The following is a 17,394-nucleotide window of genomic DNA, read 5'->3' as shown; positions in this document are numbered from 1 at the left end:
CAATTGCTAATTTAGAATAAACGCAGCCAATTTTGCCGACCGGTTCTATTGCCAGGAAAACCAATCAACATAGTGGCAATATCATCAGTTTGATTAAGATACGCAATGTCACCAATCAAAGTAATTAATGCTGGAGTGGTTAATTGCAAAGCAGTAATCGATTTTGATAGGTACTTATCTTTTTCATCAATTTTTTGATCATTATTCAGGTCAAAAACAGATTGTTGCGATCTACCGCCAGTGGCGGCATTGATCACGTATAAGTAACGAGTCAAACCAGAGGCCTGGCATGGATCTGCATTGGGCGTACTGACAGGGAAAAAGGCAAGTTCGGTTCGATAAACCGGATCATGTGCCATTAAATCACCCGCAGGAAGGTGCATATACCAACCGAGGTTTGCTTCAGTGCCATACCAAGTTGGTTTTTTTTGGCTAGATTGATAAACATTATGCTGTGTTTGCTGACTATTTTGGCCACTGAATGTTGCTGACGTTTTACTAAGGAGTTCTTGTTTAAGCAACTGAATGAAGTTGATCGTGGCAAGTTCAGTTTTGCCATCGGTTGTCTGGTCCCAAATCCCGTATAAGGTGTTTTCGTTTTGATCCTTTTTGGCGGCATCAGAGGTTTCAAAGTATTTGCCGGTACCGAAAATAATCAAATGGCCTTTGGTTGTTGGGTGGCGCATTAACCGTGGTGGGGTAGTGATTGGCTGTGGTACAGCGTTTTTAGAGGCAGCAAACAAAGGTTCGCCCAAATTACTTCCTGCGACCTTCCATTGGTTTTTATTGCTAATGTTTTTTAGTGGCTCGCTTGAATCATGGTTGATCAAATCAAAACGCCATAAATTACCCTTTAAATCACCGGCATATAAAAAGTCGGTAATCAAATCGCCATTAATATCAGCTGCGACCGGTGAAGATAGTCCATTGTCGGTTTCATTTCCGATGCTGAAGGTTTTTTCAATAGCACCAGTTTCAATATTCAATAAAAACAAGTGGGCTGATTGGTTTGAGCTTGCAGTGCTTTCATAACCATTGGCTAGTGCAACATACCAGTTGCCATCGTGTGCCCGAATAACCCTTGGTTGTGCCAGTGTGTATCCAAGTCGAGAGTCATCTTTGGCGGTAAGCTCCCATAACAGTTTTGGCGTTTCGGGAGTGGTAATATCTAACGCATAAATACCCTTGCCACCAGCACCTAATCCGCCGATTAAAACACTATGCCATTTATCATCAAACCAGACATCGGCAGCAACCGGCGTCGCATCGACATAATATTGGTGGCTGTAATTTTGCTCCGGCAGCAGATGGATCTTTTTTAATGCGGGTGTTGGAATAAATGCAAACACTTCGTTGCCATTTTCGGCATCAAGCCCATGCAGCATTCCATCATTAGCGCCGAAATAAACCATATGCTTTCGGTTGGCATTTAATGCAGCAAAATCGGCGTAGCTAGCACTATGTAAATTTTGATAGCCGTACCGATCAGGTTTGCCGACATAAACCGGTGAAGAGTGAACGATATCGCCAAGCACTGAAATATTCCCGCTTGGCAGTGTTTTTCTTATCCGCAACTGGTCAGCTGCTGTACCTTCATCTTTGTGATTTCCCTTAACCCATTGCAGCCGTTTTTTACCATAAACTTTCTTTTTTGAATCACCGTTGCCGAAATTGCTTTGAATGTTTTCTGGTAAAAAATTCCACTTAAATTCTTCTAAATTATTAGTTGCACCTTTTTTTGCAAATAAATATTTTCTATCGCCAATTTTCATTGCAGCAATTGTTTCTGCGGCACTCCATACCGTAGCTCCTGGTGTGGCATTGGCTGTTAAATCTCTCTTTCGGACGTCGCCGCTCCAGAATTCACTTTCAAACTGAACATGAAACAAGCTACTTAATACATCGCTAGTAAAACCGTTAACGCCAGTCGCAGCTGCGGATGCAGAGTCTTGTTTGATAGCACTAACGAATTCTTTAAATGCTGCAGTTAATGATGCTGAATTTTCAGCACTAAAAAACAGCCCTCTTGAATTGATTGCGGCCTGCCATAAATCATAGGCAGCATTTGTGCCATTTTTAATAATAGTTGGCCACTGGATCTGCTCATCGCCGTTTCCAATATTTAAAAAACCACCACCAAACGTAGTGCCGTCGTATTGGGGGTTTGTTAAATAGTTTTTCATCGCCAATCCAACCGTAAAATTCACCATATGTTGCCAGCTGGCAGGATTGTTCCTAGGATTCCAATACTCCTGATTCTCGGTATTCCACTGTGCTGAAAGATTATTGTCAATCGCATCGTCATCGGTATCTTTCAGGTCATTAGACCAAAAATGAAAGGCAATATCTGCTAGAGAGGTAATTTGATCTCCGTTGGCAGATGCTCGAGTATCTGAAGAAAAAATTGTACTGGGAGCGTATGAAGTTCCATCGGGTAAAATTGTTGAAGTGTCGCTGGCATCGGTATGACTTTCAGCAGGGCTACCGCTCCAAAACCCATCAGTCATTGCAATATGATAATTTCTTCGGCAGCTATAGCTAGTACTGTCTGAAGCGAGAGGATCTTCCTGATAAGAGGATGCTTGTGAGAATAGATTGCCAGCACGAATAAAAGCATTTCTTAACGGTGTGCCTGCGGATCTTACTGGTGCTTTAGCTAGCCAATTAAAAAAATTATCTCTATGGGTAGATGAAAAAGTTTGTAGCCGACTATCTATAAGGTCACCAAAGTTGTTTGCGCAATTTCCTTCGCCTTCATTATTGTCACTAAAGCTATTGCAAGTATTTAATGCTTGCCAGGAAAATCGAGTATTTTTGGGTAGCTCCCGAAATGAAAGGGTTGCGGCGGACATGGTTAATAGTGCACGTGTTCGATAAAAAGAATACCAAATAGCAAAGTTTTGTTTTTCTTCTGCTGTTGTTGGATATATTAAAGTAAAGCAGTCGCTATCACCCAAAGAATTATTGCAAGCAGCATTGTTTTGATTATATTGGTGGTAGTAACCTTTACTTGCACCCTTGTGCTCTTCTATGTGGCGTGGGCGGGCTACAGGGTGATCACCGGACCCACCATTACGCCACTTTTTAGCATCACCTTTGTTAAAATAATAAATAGTGGGGTTGAAACCAGTGGTTAGGTCAACCCAGCCTTCATTTTCCTGAATAAATCCATTTAGCCACGCTTTTTCCCAACTAGTGCTATAGGTCGTGCCATCATTTTTTAATGGTAATTGATAGCTGGTTTCAGGGTTGTAATAATATGGATTGCTAGTAGGCGAAGTGTATCTTGGTTCGGCAATAGCATAATCATTAGCACTTCCAGATGGGTTGTAATAAGTCAGACCAACGCTGCTAGGCCAATACGCATCACCGCCATGAGCAAAACCCATGCTACCCGAATCGTCCAATGAAAAAACAATATTAGGCGCAGCGCCTTGCGTCAAAAACAGTGGTGATTGGCTAACACTGTCAGCTGCTGCAGAAACAGTCATTAATAAGCTGGTTAAACCCAGTATTATTATTTTATTATTTTTCATGACTACTTCCTTTTAATCATAGTGGTTCGAACAACACTTAATGATTGCCCGCTATTGCCAGTGCTGGCTGTATTTATTTGATAATAATGCGGGCCGATGTGGCGGCTTCTTTCTTCTGGGTCGGTAATCTCGCCGCGGCCACGGCTATCAGCTAAATCGTATCCCATGTAACCGGTAACCGATCGGGGTGATTCTGAATAGGAAGAAAAACTATTGGTAGTGTTAATAACGCCAGTGGCTGGCATTTGGTCAATTGCCAGTCCTTTGGTTTCCCAAAACTGTGCCCAATTAGTGATGGTTTGCATGTCTCGCGCCATAGGTTTAACAATGCCGATACACGGAATTGGGCATGAGGCAATGGTGTAATTCAACGGGGTCAGAGCAGTGTTGGTAGTTTCTAGCCAGCGTTCAATCTGTCTAGCTGCGGCATTGGCTGCTCGAGTGGCTGCGGCCTGGTCTTTGATGTTGCTGATTTCACGGCTGCTGATCAGGTTGTCTTGCTGAACCCCATTAATAATAAATGCAATTACTAATAGCAGAACCATGGCTAAAACCAGCGTGAAGCCTTGTTGTTTTTTTATGTTATTCATTTTTTTCCATCACAAGCTGACATTATTCAGGCTAAATGTTGTCGAGGTTGAGCTGTAGTAGTGTTTATCAGGCGGCGTGATTTTAGTTTCTGTATCAGGAGGGAAATTATAATCTGGTGCAGAAGGATGGGAGTTAGCACTTCGTCCTAGCAATGCGATTTCGATTGCTTTAATTCGGGAGTAATCGGCGCTAGCTATATTACTAATGGATATTTTTTGAGTGATATGCTTATTAGAAGTGTCGGATAGTAAAAATAAAAAATTTAAATCACTAATGTTTTCTGCAATAACACCCGTTTGATCTTGGCTAGTGCATTTTATTTGAAAATTAGCCGGATCCAAAAATAGTCGATTGACTACTGAGGCAGTTGTTATGCTGCTTCCCAAGCAATCTCGTTGTTCGTTGAAGGTCCGTTGAAAGCGAATGCAAATGCCTGGTGTTGCTGCGGATTTTGCTAAATCTGCGGTGATAACAACCCCTGCGGGCATTGCAGGGCAATTCGTGGTGGCAGCTAATGCAGGAAATGCCAAGGCGCGACTGTTCTGTGGTAATGCAGAATAACCGATTAACGAAAGCCAGCGTTTTAACTCTTGATTAGCAAAACGTAATTCCTGATTTAATCGATTTTCGCGAGATAATTCTGTTGCGGTAACTTTTTGCTTGGCATATAGCTGAACCAATGCAATGCCGAGAATGGTGCTCAGTGCAAGGGCAATCATGAGCTCAACCAGAGTGACGCCTTTTGTATTGTTCATGGGATTAGCACCAATTGAGCGCTGAAATGATTTTTTACTTGTGTAGCAGGATCTGTTCCTGGAGCAAGTTCAGGTGTTACAGCTGAGGTATCTTGCCAGGATAAAAAAATATGAAAGCTATCGCCTAACCCATCGCAGTTAATATTGTCGGTTGGGTCGCTATCGCGGCATATAAAAGTGTCGTCCTTTAAGATACCGCCAGTCACTGGCAGCTTTGATTTAATCCGTGTTTGCCAAGTTGCCAGCGACGCTTTTGAAAATTCAAGCTTGCTACAAGGCTCGCTGTGACAGGTCTGCTTATAGGGTTGGTTGTTAGCGTCGTCTAAAATGGTATAAGCAGGGAAGTCATCGCCTGGCTTTTTTTGAAACAAATCATCGTTGCCGAGTAGGCTACGGTTGGCGACCAAAGTATTTGCAATTTCTTCCATTAATAATTCAGCTTCAGAAAACTGCTTGCTTTGATAGCTGATAGTCATTGATTCCAGTTGTACATAGCCAAGAGATAAAGACCCAAGTGAAAGCAATACCAAAGTAATCATCACTTCTAATAGAGAAAATCCAGCCGGTTGTTTTGAGTAAATTTGTTTCACCGAATAATCCTTCAGGCAATAGGGTTTATCTAGCAGCTGGAAAGCTTTCCGCTATTAACTAGTCCGCTACGAGATACGTTGAGTTGACGGTGTTTTTCTTTACCACACACTTTGAATACCAATGCTTGTTGGCTGTTTACCAGCATTCCACTGGGTGCAAAACTGATAATTAAATTGTTGTTATTGGTAGTGATTGATACATCGGAGATTCGATCGGCTGCGTGTTGACGAAGAATGGTTTGGCCGTTGCTATATAAGCCAGCGCCAGTTCGATCATCATTTACAAATACCACTAATTCTTTTTCCCAGTCAGCGCTGGTGGCTGTGGCACTAATAGGTTGGACTGAGACAGCTTCATTACGTCGAACCGCTTCAGTGCGTGCATAATTTAATAGGCGAACCAGTTCTCGTGTTTGCTCTTCACTGGCGGAAGAATCGAGAATGCTGCTAAAGGAAGGAATAGCGATGGCTGATAATATTGATAGAACGGCAATCGTCACCATCAGTTCCACCAGTGTGACCCCAGTCTGCTTTTTATCTCTGTAATAAAAAGACAGCGATGATCTAACCATTTCAAATCCTTTGTTTTCTTTTTATATCCAGAATATATAGCTGTTATAAGGCAATTCTGGAAAGTGCTTAATCCTATGCAATTATCGGGGTTTGTTACTTGCTTTCCCGAGACTGCTCCGTGGATTGCTTATTGCGGATTATTTTATATTGGTTATACCATTGCTGTACATAGACTTTCGTCGAATGTTGTAACGAAAATGCAAACAGAAGTTAGCTTGAGTGAAGCTTTGGCTGGAGGTTGTTTAAATATTCTTATTAAATATCAAGCTGATATGTGGCGAGAGATACAAAGATAGAAGTCGGTCTGCGAGGATTTTCAGGCAATCAGAGCAGCGCTACTCGTAGATTTTAATGAAATTAGCTACCGATTCTTTCATTTAATTGCCGATGTTGCGCTATATCGCCAATGCTCAACACTGGGTAATTATACTGCTTAGCGAAAATGATAACTTTTGCCAGTTTCGCCATAGTACCGTCCTCATTGGTGAGTTTGTAGCGCACTCTGATCGTTAATGTTCAAAGCAAAAGCTAATTACCGCCGGTGTTTTTTCTTGCACTCCGCCCTTAGAATATAAAAAAACGCCGGACCCATTATGGGTCCGGCGTTTTCTATTTCTAGCAAAGAATGCATTTCACAACAAAGCAGACAATGTTGTTACGTTTTAAAATGCCCGATTTCGTTGCAACGCGACCAACCTACAAATTAAGCATCAATTCGCTTGTATTTAACACGATGTGGCTGTGTTGCTTTCTCACCTAAGCGCCGCTTTCTATCTTCTTCATATTCGCTGTAGTTGCCGGGGAAGAATTCAACATGACTGTCGTCTTCGTAGGCCAGAATATGCGTTGCGATGCGGTCAAGGAACCAGCGATCGTGGGAGATACACATGACGCAGCCCGGGAAAGCCAAAATGGCTTCTTCCAGTGCTCGCAAGGTTTCAATATCCAAGTCGTTTGAAGGTTCGTCCAGCAGCAACATATTGCCGCCTTGCTTCAAGGTAGATGCCAATTGCAAACGACCGCGCTCACCACCCGATAATTCACCAACGCGCTTTTGCTGATCGCCACCGCGGAAGTTGAATCGACTGACATAAGCACGCGATGACGTTTCAAAGCCGCCAATGGTTAACATGTCATGGCCATCAGACACTGCTTCCCATACCGTCTTTTTGTCGTCTAGCTCGTCACGCAGCTGTTCAACATAAGCGATTTTTACCGTTTCACCGATGGCAACCGAGCCAGAATCAGGCTGTTCCATACCGGAAATCATTCTAAATAGTGTTGATTTACCAGCGCCGTTACCACCGATAATCCCCACCACTGAGCCGCGAGGAATACTAATGCTTAGGTCGTCAATCAATACCCGGCCATCGTAACTTTTGTTGACGTTTTGCAAGTCGACTACGTTATCACCCAGACGCTGTCCTGGTGGAATGTAAATCTCATTGGTTTCGTTACGTTTCTGGAATTCGCGGCTGCTTAATTCTTCAAAGCGATTTAAACGAGCCTTGCCTTTGGACTGGCGGCCCTTGGCACCTTTACGAACCCATTCCAGTTCCGCCTGCATGCTCTTGCAGTGAGCCGCTTCTTCGCGGGCTTCTTGAGCAAGACGGTTTGATTTCTGTTCCAGCCATGAGGAATAGTTGCCTTCCCATGGAATGCCGTGGCCACGGTCTAATTCAAGAATCCAGCCCGCAACGTTATCAAGGAAATAACGATCGTGGGTGATCGCCACAACGGTACCGGCGAAATCGTGCAGGAATCTTTCCAACCAAGCGACAGAATCTGCATCCAAATGGTTGGTAGGTTCATCAAGCAGCAACATATCTGGCTTAGATAACAGCAGACGACACAGCGCGACTCGGCGACGTTCACCACCGGAAAGCTTGCTGACGTCGGCATCCCATGCTGGCAGGCGCAGTGCATCGGCGGCAACTTCTAACTGACGGTCCAAATTATGACCATCAGCAGCGTTAATCAGGTTTTCCAACTCTGCTTGTTCAGCGGCCAGTGCATCGAAATCAGCTTCTGGCTCGGCGTAGGCAGTGTAAACCTGATCTAAGCGAGTCAGTGCGTCTTTGATTTCACGCACGCCATCTTCAACATTGCCGCGAACATCTTTTGCCGGATCCAGTTGTGGTTCCTGTGACAAATAGCCAATGCGAATGCCAGCTTGTGGGCGGGCTTCACCTTCGAAGTCCTTATCAACGCCTGCCATGATTTTCAGCAGGGTCGACTTACCGGCACCGTTCAGGCCCAAAACACCAATTTTGGCGCCCGGGAAGAAGGAAAGTGAGATGTCTTTTAAAATTTGACGCTTCGGTGGAACAATCTTGCCCACTCGATGCATGGTAAAAACGTATTCAGCCATTACCGAATCCATAGTTCAGGAGATGGCGGCATCTTAGCAGAAGTGTCCCGCTTGTTAGAAATTCCCGACCAATGAATTTTCCCGGTCAGACCAATTGAGCTCTAATGACTAACGGCGTATGATCCCGGCCAAATTCAAACCGGTGGAGAGTGGGCGAATGTTTGATAAAACAATGACTATTGCGGGTTATGACGATGAATTGTTTCAGTCGATGGAAGCGGAAGCAAGGCGTCAAGAAGAGCATATTGAACTGATCGCCTCTGAAAACTATGCCAGTCCTCGGGTGATGGAAGCGCAAGGTAGTGTGCTGACCAATAAATATGCCGAGGGATATCCGGGAAAACGTTACTACGGCGGCTGTGAATTTGTCGATATTGCAGAAGCACTGGCCATCGACCGGGCAAAAACGCTGTTTGATGCCGACTATGCCAATGTGCAACCGCATTCTGGCTCGCAAGCTAACGGTGCGGTCTATCAGGCACTCATGCTGCCGGGCGAAACGGTGCTGGGAATGTCTTTATCTGAAGGCGGCCATTTAACCCATGGTTCCCATGTAAATTTCTCCGGCAAAATCTACAACGCGGTTCAGTATGGCCTGAACAGTGAAACCGGTTTGATCGATTATGATCAGGTAGAAGCTTTGGCAGTCGAGCATCAACCAAAAATGATTGTGGCGGGCTTTTCGGCCTACTCACAAATCATCGACTGGCAAAAATTCCGCGATATCGCCGATAAAGTCGGTGCTTATTTATTTGCCGACATGGCGCATGTTGCCGGTTTAGTTGCTGCAGGCATTTATCCGAGCCCGGTCAATATTGCCGATGTCACCACGACCACTACCCATAAAACCTTACGCGGCCCACGCGGTGGTTTGATTCTGGCCAAGCCAAACCCAGAAATTCAAAAAAAACTTAATTCTGTAGTTTTCCCCGGCATTCAGGGCGGCCCTTTAATGCATGTGATTGCCGCAAAAGCGGTCGCATTTAAAGAAGCCATGCAGCCAGATTTTGTTGATTACCAAAAGCAGGTGGTGGTTAACGCTCAGGCAATGGCCGAAGTAATGATTCAACGCGGTTATGACATTGTGTCTGGCGGAACTAAAGACCATTTGTTTTTGGTGTCATTAATCAGCAAAAACATGACCGGTAAAGATGCCGATGCCTCGCTGGGCCGCTCTAATATTACGGTGAATAAAAACTCAGTGCCGAATGACCCACGCTCGCCATTTGTAACCTCGGGCTTGCGACTGGGAACCCCAGCAATTACTACCCGTGGTTTCAAACAAGAAGAATGTCGCCAATTAACCGGTTGGATCTGTGATGTATTGGATTCTCTAGTGGATAACGGTGAAGGTAATTCAGAAGTTGAAGCGCAGGTGCGTGGCAAGGTGCTGGAGTTATGTAACAGATTTCCGGTTTATGCCTGATTTCAGGTATTAGCACGGCGCGTTAAAACAGAGCGCTAATACTCAGCGTTTAAACGCATTACAAAAAAATGCCGGCCAGTGTAATTGGTCGGCATTTTTTGTGGTTGTGCTGGGCTGAGTGTGCTGGGCTGGGCTGGGTTGTTAAGGGTTAAGGGTTAAGGGTTAAGGGTTAAGGGTTAAGGGTTAAGGGTTAAGGGTTATGGATTAGGCGTAGCAGGCCTGCTCTGTATTTTTATCAATAGCCAACGCCGCATATGTCGTTTGATCGCCTCAAATTAGAAGCTAAAAATCAATTGGTTATAGACACTATGAAATGGGTGTTACTTATAAGGAATTTTGCCGTTAGATCAGTCAATTGACATGTGCGGATTCAGATTATAGGCTCGCTTGCTCAAGTGAAAGCGGGGCAAAGCTAGTTAGCTAGCGGGTTTCGGTAACTTTAAAGTGGAATCCTGTTTTCATATTTATATCAACCTTTAAGGAATTAGATCCGGGTAGGTTGCTGTTAGGGCTCAAGTGTCAACCCACAAATTGCCTGTAAACTTAAAGGATTAAATTGAAAGATCCACTCAAAGACATTCGAGACTCGCTAGAATTACTCTCAAATCCTCTTATTGAGCATCAAAAAATGATGGCTGCTCTTACTGATCCTATGAAGCAACATCGAGAAATGATGGCTTCTCTTGTTGATCCTATGAAACAGCACCGAGAAATGCTTACTTCCATCACTGACCCTATGAAGGGTTTGAGGGCTTCACTGACTTTTGACCCATTAAAAGAACTTAGAGCAACACTTGCACACATATCCGAGCCATTTTCTGAAGTACAGAAAATGATAAACCATAATATGTCCCTAAAATACATAAGAGACATAGCGTTAGAAGTAGAAGATGACATACAAGTAAGTGCTGATGGGTTGGTATCTCTTTCTTCTAAGCAAATAGCAGCTTCGGAATTAGAAGGGTTAGCTGAAACGATATTTCAGAGTCAATTTTTTGGAAATACCAATTCATTAGAAAACTCAATAAATGAGTTGGCTAATGAAATTAAGTTACTAAAAGATCCTTTAACGCAGAAAATATTCATCAGTTATATTTATCCATTACTCATGGTGATTTTGGCTGCACTGATAACTCCAGTAGTGAATAATAAAATCAATTCGTATATAAAAACAGAAAAAATAGTAATCACAAAAGAACTCAAGATGACTGTTAATTCTGAAGTTGAGAATAAGCAACTATTATCTTCTTTTAGATATGTTTCAGCTGATATCCTAAATGTTAGATCTTCAGCATCAACCAAATCAGAAGTAATCGGCTATTTGCATTTCTCATATACAGTGATGATTATAGAAAAACAAAAGAATTGGTCACTAATTGAATGGCGTAATCTAGAAACAGGCGCCCGGATTACTGGTTGGGTTTTTACAGAAAAATAATGCCACCAAAAAAAATGGCTATGCAAGGTAAAAAATAATTTATGAGTAAACTGGTTGGATGTTGTATTGGTTTGCTATTTATAAAAATATCTTATTCTTGGCCAAGTGCGATTGTGGGTGGCAAGTGTTCGTTCGTATTCGTTCTCTCGTAGAAAAAAATAGAACTTGGAGGTTTCTGTGTATAGATTGTTGATATGTTTTCTTTGCTTATTTTTAGCTCAAAATGTTTATGCAAAAGATTGTTCTGAAGAGTGGGCTGGTCTACGTTCACAATATTCTAAGAAAGAGTTGTCTTTGGAAGAAGCTGGACAAAAATGGGAGGGTACTAGCCAATGCAAGAATGCTAGTATTTATTATGAAAAGCTTATAGCTATTTATATTGAATCAGGCCAGCATAAGTTGGCTGAAAATGTTTTGAAAGAGTTTCTTTTAAGATTTCCAAAAAAAAGAGTCTTATCAAAAAAAATGGGCTTAGATATACAATATAGTTTGTTGGTTGAATCTGATTCAAAAGAGTGGGAAGCATACCGAGAAGTTGCATTAGGTTATAAAAAAATTTGGAATGAATATGATGACGGCAGATCGTATGTAAAATATATATCTGTTCTGTACTCTGCAAATCTGAAAGGGTTGATAGATGATAGTTTTATTCGCCCGGCAATAAGCAGTTTGGAAATGTTAAAGTCCAATGGTTATTTAGAGTTTGAAGTGTTCTACAATTTGGTGTTTTTATATGCTGATATTGGTGACTATAACTCGGCAAAAAAAAATATTGATTATTTGTACGGGTTTGATGAGTCTGTTTTTTTGATTTATGGTTTGCTAGCAAAAAAATCTGCGCATGTTTATCGTAAACTTGGCAATGAAAAGATTGCGAATTATCTAGAATCCTTGTAGGAAAAAAACAGAGCGGGTTGGCGGCGTTAAATTTCTCCGGGACAAGTTTCATGGATTTAAATAAAAAAGAAAAAGCTTTAATGGCTATTAAAGCATCCTCCGGAACAGGCATTGGCGAATGTGGTGTAGATTTATTTATTCAGCACCATCTTGAGGAATTAAATGATTCTGACTGGGTAAAGGCTATTGGGTTTAAAAAGCCTACAAATAACCAAGTGCTTGAATCTTTAGTATTCAAATCATGCTGGGATGAAGGGCTAGCTTATGATTTTTCATTACCACATGAAATCACTGATTATGTTGTCAGTGTAAGGTTCGATGAAAGTGGTGGCATTGAAGAAATCTCAATGGAAGGCTAGATCAAAATTTAACAAGGCATTCGTGATCTTACCTACGGCACTGGGATGCTTACGCGCCCCACAATATTGGCGTTATCATCTAAATGGAAGCTGCCATGCAGATACACCTCATAGAAAAAGAGCTGCGGTTTACTCGTACAGACAAAACGTCTCAAAATTGGGAAAGTGGTTATTGGAAGGTTTCAATCGAAGTGGCAGAAGGTCTTATTGGTGGTGACATATTTCTCCACAAAGCTCAAATAAAGCCTTCATATTTTGGTGGTAAAATTACTGGTTACCATATTCAAACAACTGGAGAGTGGCAAGGTCGGGTAATATTTCATTTTACTGCAACTAGCGAGCATAAAGGCGTAAAAACCTCTCAGCCTGGCTGGGGCATGGAGAAAAAAATCGTAAGGTAGGTGCGTGAAAAAAAACAGAAAAACAGTGCCACCCAAAGGAATGGCTATGCAAGGTAAAAAATAATTTATGAGTAAACTGGTTGGATGTTGTATTGGTTTGCTCTTTATAAAAATATCTTGTTTTTAACCAGATTCTGTTATGGGTGGCAAGTGTTTCTTTAGCAAGTGTTTCTTTTGCAAATGTTTCTTTTTTTTCTGCCTGTAAATATCATTATATCTATGATCAAGAGCGCATGTAATTTCGCGTTGCGTTAGGTGAGGGCGGTTGTGTGGTGAAGATCTAGTCTTGCTCAAAAGGCGCCGTAAAGAAAAATAGTGCCACCCAAAAGAATGGCTATGCAAGGTAAAAAATAATTTATGAGTAAACTGGTTGGATGTTGTATTGGTTTGCTCTTTATAAAAATATCTTGTTTTTAACCAGATTCTGTTATGGGTGCAAGTGTTTCTTAAGGCAAATATACTAGTGGCCGGTGAATTAATCAGGATGTAAAGATGAAGTGGTTTATATGGATATTGTTGTTCGTGATGCCCGTAGCGCATGCGGCTGATCTGGATTGCGCTAAAGATGATGTGAAGTGCATCCTTGAGCCATTGGCTGAACAAGGAGATGCCAGCGCTCAATACAACCTTGGGATCGATTATGCTACCGGTAAAGGCGTTAAACAGGATGGTTTTAAGGCAGCACAGTGGTTCAGAAAAGCGGCCAAGCAAGGGCATTCCGACGCTCAATATTTCACAGGACTGATGTACAACGAAGGCATAGGAGTTAAGCAGGATCGTTTTGAGGCAGCACAGTGGTTCAGAAAAGCGGCCGAACAAGGGCATACCAACGCTCAATACAACCTCGGGATCGCTTATGCCAACGGTGAAGGCGTTAAGCAGGATGATTTTAAGGCAGCACAGTGGTTCAGAAAAGCGGCCAAGCAAGGGGATGCCGACGCTCAATACACTCTCGGGATCGCTTATGCCAACGGTGAAGGCGTTAAGCAGGATGATTTTAAGGCAGCACAGTGGTTCAGAAAAGCGGCCGAACAAGGGCATGTCGAAGCTCAGACCCTCCTCGGAGCTTTGTACGATTCAGGTGAAGGTGTCAAACAGGATCGCTTTGAGGCAGTACAGTGGTTCAGAAAAGCGGCCGAACAAGGATACGCAGAAGCTCAGTTTTTTATTGGGACGGCGTACGATTCAGGTGAAGGCGTTAAACAGGATCGCTTTGAGGCAGTACAGTGGTTCAGAAAAGCGGCCGAACAAGGGCATGCTGGAGCTCAGTTTTTTATTGGGTTGGCGTACGACTCAGGTGAAGGCGTTAAACAGGATCGCTTTGAAGCCGTAAAATGGTTTCAGAAAGCAGCCAAGCAAGGATATGCCGATGCCCAATACAATCTCGGAGTCTCGGAGTGATGGACAGCTTCGGCAGAGGCGTTAAGCAAGATAAAAAAATAACAAAACAGAAGAAAAACCACAAAAAACCATGCCACCCAAAGGGATAGCGATACAAAGTGAAAAATAATTTATGAGTAAACTAGTCGATCGATTTATTGGTTTGCTCTTTATAAAAATAACTTGTTTTTGGCTAAGTACGATTATGGGTGGCAAGTGTTCGTTTTGATTTCCGGTATTAGCACGGCGGGTTAAAACGGAGCGCTAACACTCAGCTTTTAAACGCATTACAAAAAATGCCGACCAGTTAAACTGATCGGCATTTTTTGTGGTTGTGCTGGGCTGAGTGTGCTGGGCTGGGTTGTTAAGGGTTAAGGGTTATGGATTAGGCGTAGCAGACCTACTTTGTATTTTTATCAATAGTCAACGCCGCATATGTCATTTGAGAACATCAAATTAGAAGCTAAAAATCAATTGGTTACTGGCATTATGCGATGGGCGCTACTTATAAGGAATTTTGCTGTTAGATCAGTCAATTGACATATACGGATTCAGATTATAGGCTCGCTTGCATCAAGTGAAAGCGGGGCAAAGCCAGTCAGCTAGCGGGTTTCGGTAACTTTAAAGTGGAATCCTGTTTTCATATTTATAGGTTGTTGTTAGGTTTACAGGAAGTATCGAGAACATGCCCAAGTTTGGCCGAAGTATTAAAATATTTTTAGCGGATGGAAGTCCTGCAGGACTGCGCCATGTTGAAATTGCAAATTGGTCAGGTCAAGCGCTTGCCTGTCCCCGCAGTAGATTTTCTGAATTAGGTTCGTGGGATGAATGTAGAAGACCTGGAATTTATTTTTTATTTGAAAATTCAAATGGAGACGACAACGTCGCATATATTGGCGAGTCTGAAGATGTTTTCAAGCGTCTAGCAGACCACGATAGAAAGAAAGAGTTCTGGAATGAAGTTATCATTTTTACAAGTAAAGACGAAAGCTTAACAAAAGGACATATCAAATATCTCGAGGCGCGACTGGTAGAAATCAGCAAGCATGCAGATAGGTATGAATTAGAAAATAGTAATATTCCTACGAAATCAAGTTTGCCGCGAGCAGAAGCTGCGGCAATGGAAGAGTTTATTGATAATATCCGAATTGTACTGGGCAGTTTAAGCCATAGGATTTTAGAATCAATATCCTCTAGTGTGACGTTAGAAAGCGCCAGCCAAAATGATTTAATCATGAATTATGAATTTAGTTTTCAAACAAATGGCTTAATCGCCAACGGAAGAGTTACTGACGATGGTTTTATTCTTTTAAGTAATTCACAATTAAGTCGTGCAGCATCAACGAGCCTATCAAACAAAAATTTAATTATTAAAACTCAAATGCTTGATGACGGGATGCTTGAAGATAAAGGAGGCTACTATCTTTTGTTAAAAGATAAGCTTTTTAGTTCATCATCTTCTGCCGCTGATTTAGTTGCTGGTAATAGCCGGAGCGGGCCGCAAAGTTGGAAAACCACTGATGGTGAACTTTTGAAAACTATAGAAAATCGACTGGTTAACAAAACCTAACAAGCACTTGAGCCAGGCAGCTAACACTGTCACATTTTTAGCACAAGAAACAGTGCCACCAAAAAAAATGACTATGCAAGGTGAAAAATAACTTATGAGTAAGCTGGTTGAATGATTTATTGGTTTTCTTTTTATAAAAATATCTTATTCTTGGTCAGATATAATTGTGGGTGGCAAGTGTTTCTGTGACCAGATCCTGTTATGGGTGGCAAGTGTTCGTAAGTATTCGTTGCCAAGTGTGGTTGTGGGTGGCAAGTTTTTGTGTATTTGAAGCAGAGAAGCCACATAAGTTATCTTCTTAAATTCACCCCCCCATAATATAGAATTTAATCTACTAGAACAGCAAGGAAATAAAATGGAATGCGATACATTAGTAAAAACATATCAGGGCACTGAGGCCAACGCAACAATCACCTTTGAAAATGACTCCAAAGAATTGAAAAGAAAAGGGTATTCAGTCATATCTCAAAATTATCAGCAAGGGCAGTGGGGTGCGGTAGCTTTCATCATCGCACTTCTATTATGTTTTATATTAGTAGGGATCGCCGCTCTTATATACATGACGGTTGTTAAACCAGATGGCACTCTAACAGTAAGATATAAAATAATTAATAAAGAAGAGCTTGATGAGTTTGTATCTCTTTATCTTGAAAATGAAAAAGTTGTCGGAAATAAAAAGAATTTAAAAAAACTATTTGAAAAAACAGCGCATAATAATTTAGATGTTTCTAGTGAAGATATAGCAGAAGGGATCAAAAAAATTAATCAATTGATTAAAATAAATTCAGTAAGAGAGGTTGAGATTTTAGTACGAAAGCAAGATTTACAAAACAATCCTGTAGATATGTTAGTAAAAACATATCAAGGCACTGAGGCTAGTGCAATAATCGCCTTTGAAAATGATTCCAAAGAATTGAAAAGAAAAGGGTATTCAGTCATATCTCAAAATTATCAGCAAGGGCAGTGGGGTGCGATAGCTTTTGTCGTCGCACTTCTGTTATGTTTTATATTAATAGGCATTGTTGCTCTTATATACATGATGGTTGTTAAGCCAGCTGGTACTCTAACAGTAAGATATGAAATGATTGACAAAGATGAGCTTAATGAGTTTTCATCTCTTTATCTTGAAAATGAAAAAGTTGCCAGCAACGAAAGAAATTTAAAAAAAATATTTGAAAAAATAGCGAGCAACAACTTAGATATTTCTAGTGAAGATGTAACGAGAGGAATCGAAAAAATTGATCAATTAATTAAAATTAATTCAGCGGGAGAGGTAGGGGTTTTCGCACCAAGACAAAGTTTACAAAAGAATTCTACTAATGATGTTGCAGATCGAATCAGGCAATTGAATATATTAAAAAATGAAGGGTTGATTGATGATGGTGAATTTGGTTTAAAGAAAAAAGAAATGCTAGATTTACTTTAATTTAACCTAATCGAGTAGCCGAAAACGAGAAAAGCCATGCCACCCAAAAGAATGACTATGCAAGGTAAAAAATAATTTATG

The 17,394-nt window shown here is 41.6% G+C and carries 14 protein-coding genes; 8 read left to right on the top strand and 6 right to left on the bottom strand.

Features of this window, described 5'->3' with window-relative positions:
• Positions 1 to 11 precede the first annotated feature (11 nt).
• The 6 genes from DC094_RS00460 to ettA form a co-directional block, all read right to left on the bottom strand.
• Positions 12 to 3,536, bottom strand: coding sequence for a pilus assembly protein (locus tag DC094_RS00460; RefSeq protein ID WP_116685141.1), 3,525 nt, complete (start codon positions 3,534 to 3,536; stop codon positions 12 to 14).
• A 2-nt stretch (positions 3,537 to 3,538) separates the two neighbouring features.
• Positions 3,539 to 4,126 carry a hypothetical protein gene (locus tag DC094_RS00455; protein ID WP_116685140.1) on the bottom strand — a complete coding sequence of 196 codons (588 nt, stop codon included), beginning with the start codon at positions 4,124 to 4,126 and terminating at the stop codon, positions 3,539 to 3,541.
• 9 nt (positions 4,127 to 4,135) lie between these two features.
• On the bottom strand, positions 4,136 to 4,882 hold the full coding sequence (locus DC094_RS00450; RefSeq protein ID WP_116686143.1) for a PilW family protein: 747 nt from the start codon (positions 4,880 to 4,882) through the stop codon (positions 4,136 to 4,138).
• Positions 4,879 to 5,472, bottom strand: a complete 594-nt coding sequence (locus DC094_RS00445) for a prepilin-type N-terminal cleavage/methylation domain-containing protein (protein ID WP_158527184.1) — start codon at positions 5,470 to 5,472, stop codon at positions 4,879 to 4,881. The genes DC094_RS00450 and DC094_RS00445 overlap by 4 nt, the downstream gene beginning before the upstream one ends.
• 29 nt (positions 5,473 to 5,501) lie before the next feature.
• Positions 5,502 to 6,044, bottom strand: a complete 543-nt coding sequence (locus DC094_RS00440) for a GspH/FimT family pseudopilin (RefSeq protein ID WP_116686142.1) — start codon at positions 6,042 to 6,044, stop codon at positions 5,502 to 5,504.
• Positions 6,045 to 6,748: 704 nt separating this feature from the next.
• Positions 6,749 to 8,416 (bottom strand): energy-dependent translational throttle protein EttA, encoded by a 1,668-nt coding sequence (gene ettA, locus DC094_RS00430; RefSeq protein ID WP_116686141.1) that lies wholly within the window; start codon positions 8,414 to 8,416, stop codon positions 6,749 to 6,751.
• A gap of 157 nt (positions 8,417 to 8,573) precedes the next feature.
• Here ettA and glyA point away from each other — a divergent pair, with 157 nt between their 5' ends.
• From glyA to DC094_RS00390, 8 genes are all read left to right on the top strand, one after another.
• A complete protein-coding gene (gene glyA, locus DC094_RS00425; protein WP_116685137.1) occupies positions 8,574 to 9,842 on the top strand; it encodes a serine hydroxymethyltransferase in 1,269 nt (422 codons plus the stop codon).
• A gap of 556 nt (positions 9,843 to 10,398) precedes the next feature.
• On the top strand, positions 10,399 to 11,280 hold the full coding sequence (locus tag DC094_RS00420) for an SH3 domain-containing protein (protein ID WP_133245417.1): 882 nt from the start codon (positions 10,399 to 10,401) through the stop codon (positions 11,278 to 11,280).
• A gap of 177 nt (positions 11,281 to 11,457) precedes the next feature.
• On the top strand, positions 11,458 to 12,177 hold the full coding sequence (locus tag DC094_RS00415; RefSeq protein WP_116685135.1) for a hypothetical protein: 720 nt from the start codon (positions 11,458 to 11,460) through the stop codon (positions 12,175 to 12,177).
• A 50-nt stretch (positions 12,178 to 12,227) separates the two neighbouring features.
• A complete protein-coding gene (locus tag DC094_RS00410) occupies positions 12,228 to 12,536 on the top strand; it encodes a DUF2004 domain-containing protein (protein ID WP_116685134.1) in 309 nt (102 codons plus the stop codon).
• An 83-nt stretch (positions 12,537 to 12,619) separates the two neighbouring features.
• Positions 12,620 to 12,937, top strand: a complete 318-nt coding sequence (locus DC094_RS00405; RefSeq protein ID WP_116685133.1) for a hypothetical protein — start codon at positions 12,620 to 12,622, stop codon at positions 12,935 to 12,937.
• Between the two features lie 492 nt (positions 12,938 to 13,429).
• A complete protein-coding gene (locus DC094_RS00400) occupies positions 13,430 to 14,338 on the top strand; it encodes an SEL1-like repeat protein (RefSeq protein ID WP_206605540.1) in 909 nt (302 codons plus the stop codon).
• A 664-nt stretch (positions 14,339 to 15,002) separates the two neighbouring features.
• Complete coding sequence (locus DC094_RS00395; RefSeq protein WP_116685132.1) at positions 15,003 to 15,887, top strand: GIY-YIG nuclease family protein; 885 nt, start codon at positions 15,003 to 15,005, stop codon at positions 15,885 to 15,887.
• A gap of 355 nt (positions 15,888 to 16,242) precedes the next feature.
• Positions 16,243 to 17,313: a hypothetical protein gene (locus DC094_RS00390; protein WP_116685131.1), complete on the top strand. Its 1,071-nt coding sequence runs from the start codon at positions 16,243 to 16,245 to the stop codon at positions 17,311 to 17,313.
• Positions 17,314 to 17,394 lie beyond the last annotated feature (81 nt).

It is taken from the genome of Pelagibaculum spongiae, assembly GCF_003097315.1.
Lineage (GTDB): Bacteria > Pseudomonadota > Gammaproteobacteria > Enterobacterales > Pelagibaculaceae > Pelagibaculum > Pelagibaculum spongiae.
This window is presented reverse-complemented; position numbering and strand designations above follow the sequence as displayed.

What these genes read in the sequence shown, in the direction of transcription:
- DC094_RS00460 (WP_116685141.1), bottom strand. Translation starts at nt 3,536, where the DNA reads ATGAAAAATAATAAAATAATAATACTGGGTTTAACCAGCTTATTAATG.
- DC094_RS00455 (WP_116685140.1), bottom strand. Translation starts at nt 4,126, where the DNA reads ATGAATAACATAAAAAAACAACAAGGCTTCACGCTGGTTTTAGCCATG.
- DC094_RS00450 (WP_116686143.1), bottom strand. Translation starts at nt 4,882, where the DNA reads ATGAACAATACAAAAGGCGTCACTCTGGTTGAGCTCATGATTGCCCTT.
- DC094_RS00440 (WP_116686142.1), bottom strand. Translation starts at nt 6,044, where the DNA reads ATGGTTAGATCATCGCTGTCTTTTTATTACAGAGATAAAAAGCAGACT.
- ettA (WP_116686141.1), bottom strand. Translation starts at nt 8,416, where the DNA reads ATGGCTGAATACGTTTTTACCATGCATCGAGTGGGCAAGATTGTTCCA.
- glyA (WP_116685137.1), top strand. Translation starts at nt 8,574, where the DNA reads ATGTTTGATAAAACAATGACTATTGCGGGTTATGACGATGAATTGTTT.
- DC094_RS00410 (WP_116685134.1), top strand. Translation starts at nt 12,228, where the DNA reads ATGGATTTAAATAAAAAAGAAAAAGCTTTAATGGCTATTAAAGCATCC.
- DC094_RS00405 (WP_116685133.1), top strand. Translation starts at nt 12,620, where the DNA reads ATGGAAGCTGCCATGCAGATACACCTCATAGAAAAAGAGCTGCGGTTT.
- DC094_RS00400 (WP_206605540.1), top strand. Translation starts at nt 13,430, where the DNA reads ATGAAGTGGTTTATATGGATATTGTTGTTCGTGATGCCCGTAGCGCAT.
- DC094_RS00395 (WP_116685132.1), top strand. Translation starts at nt 15,003, where the DNA reads ATGCCCAAGTTTGGCCGAAGTATTAAAATATTTTTAGCGGATGGAAGT.
- DC094_RS00390 (WP_116685131.1), top strand. Translation starts at nt 16,243, where the DNA reads ATGGAATGCGATACATTAGTAAAAACATATCAGGGCACTGAGGCCAAC.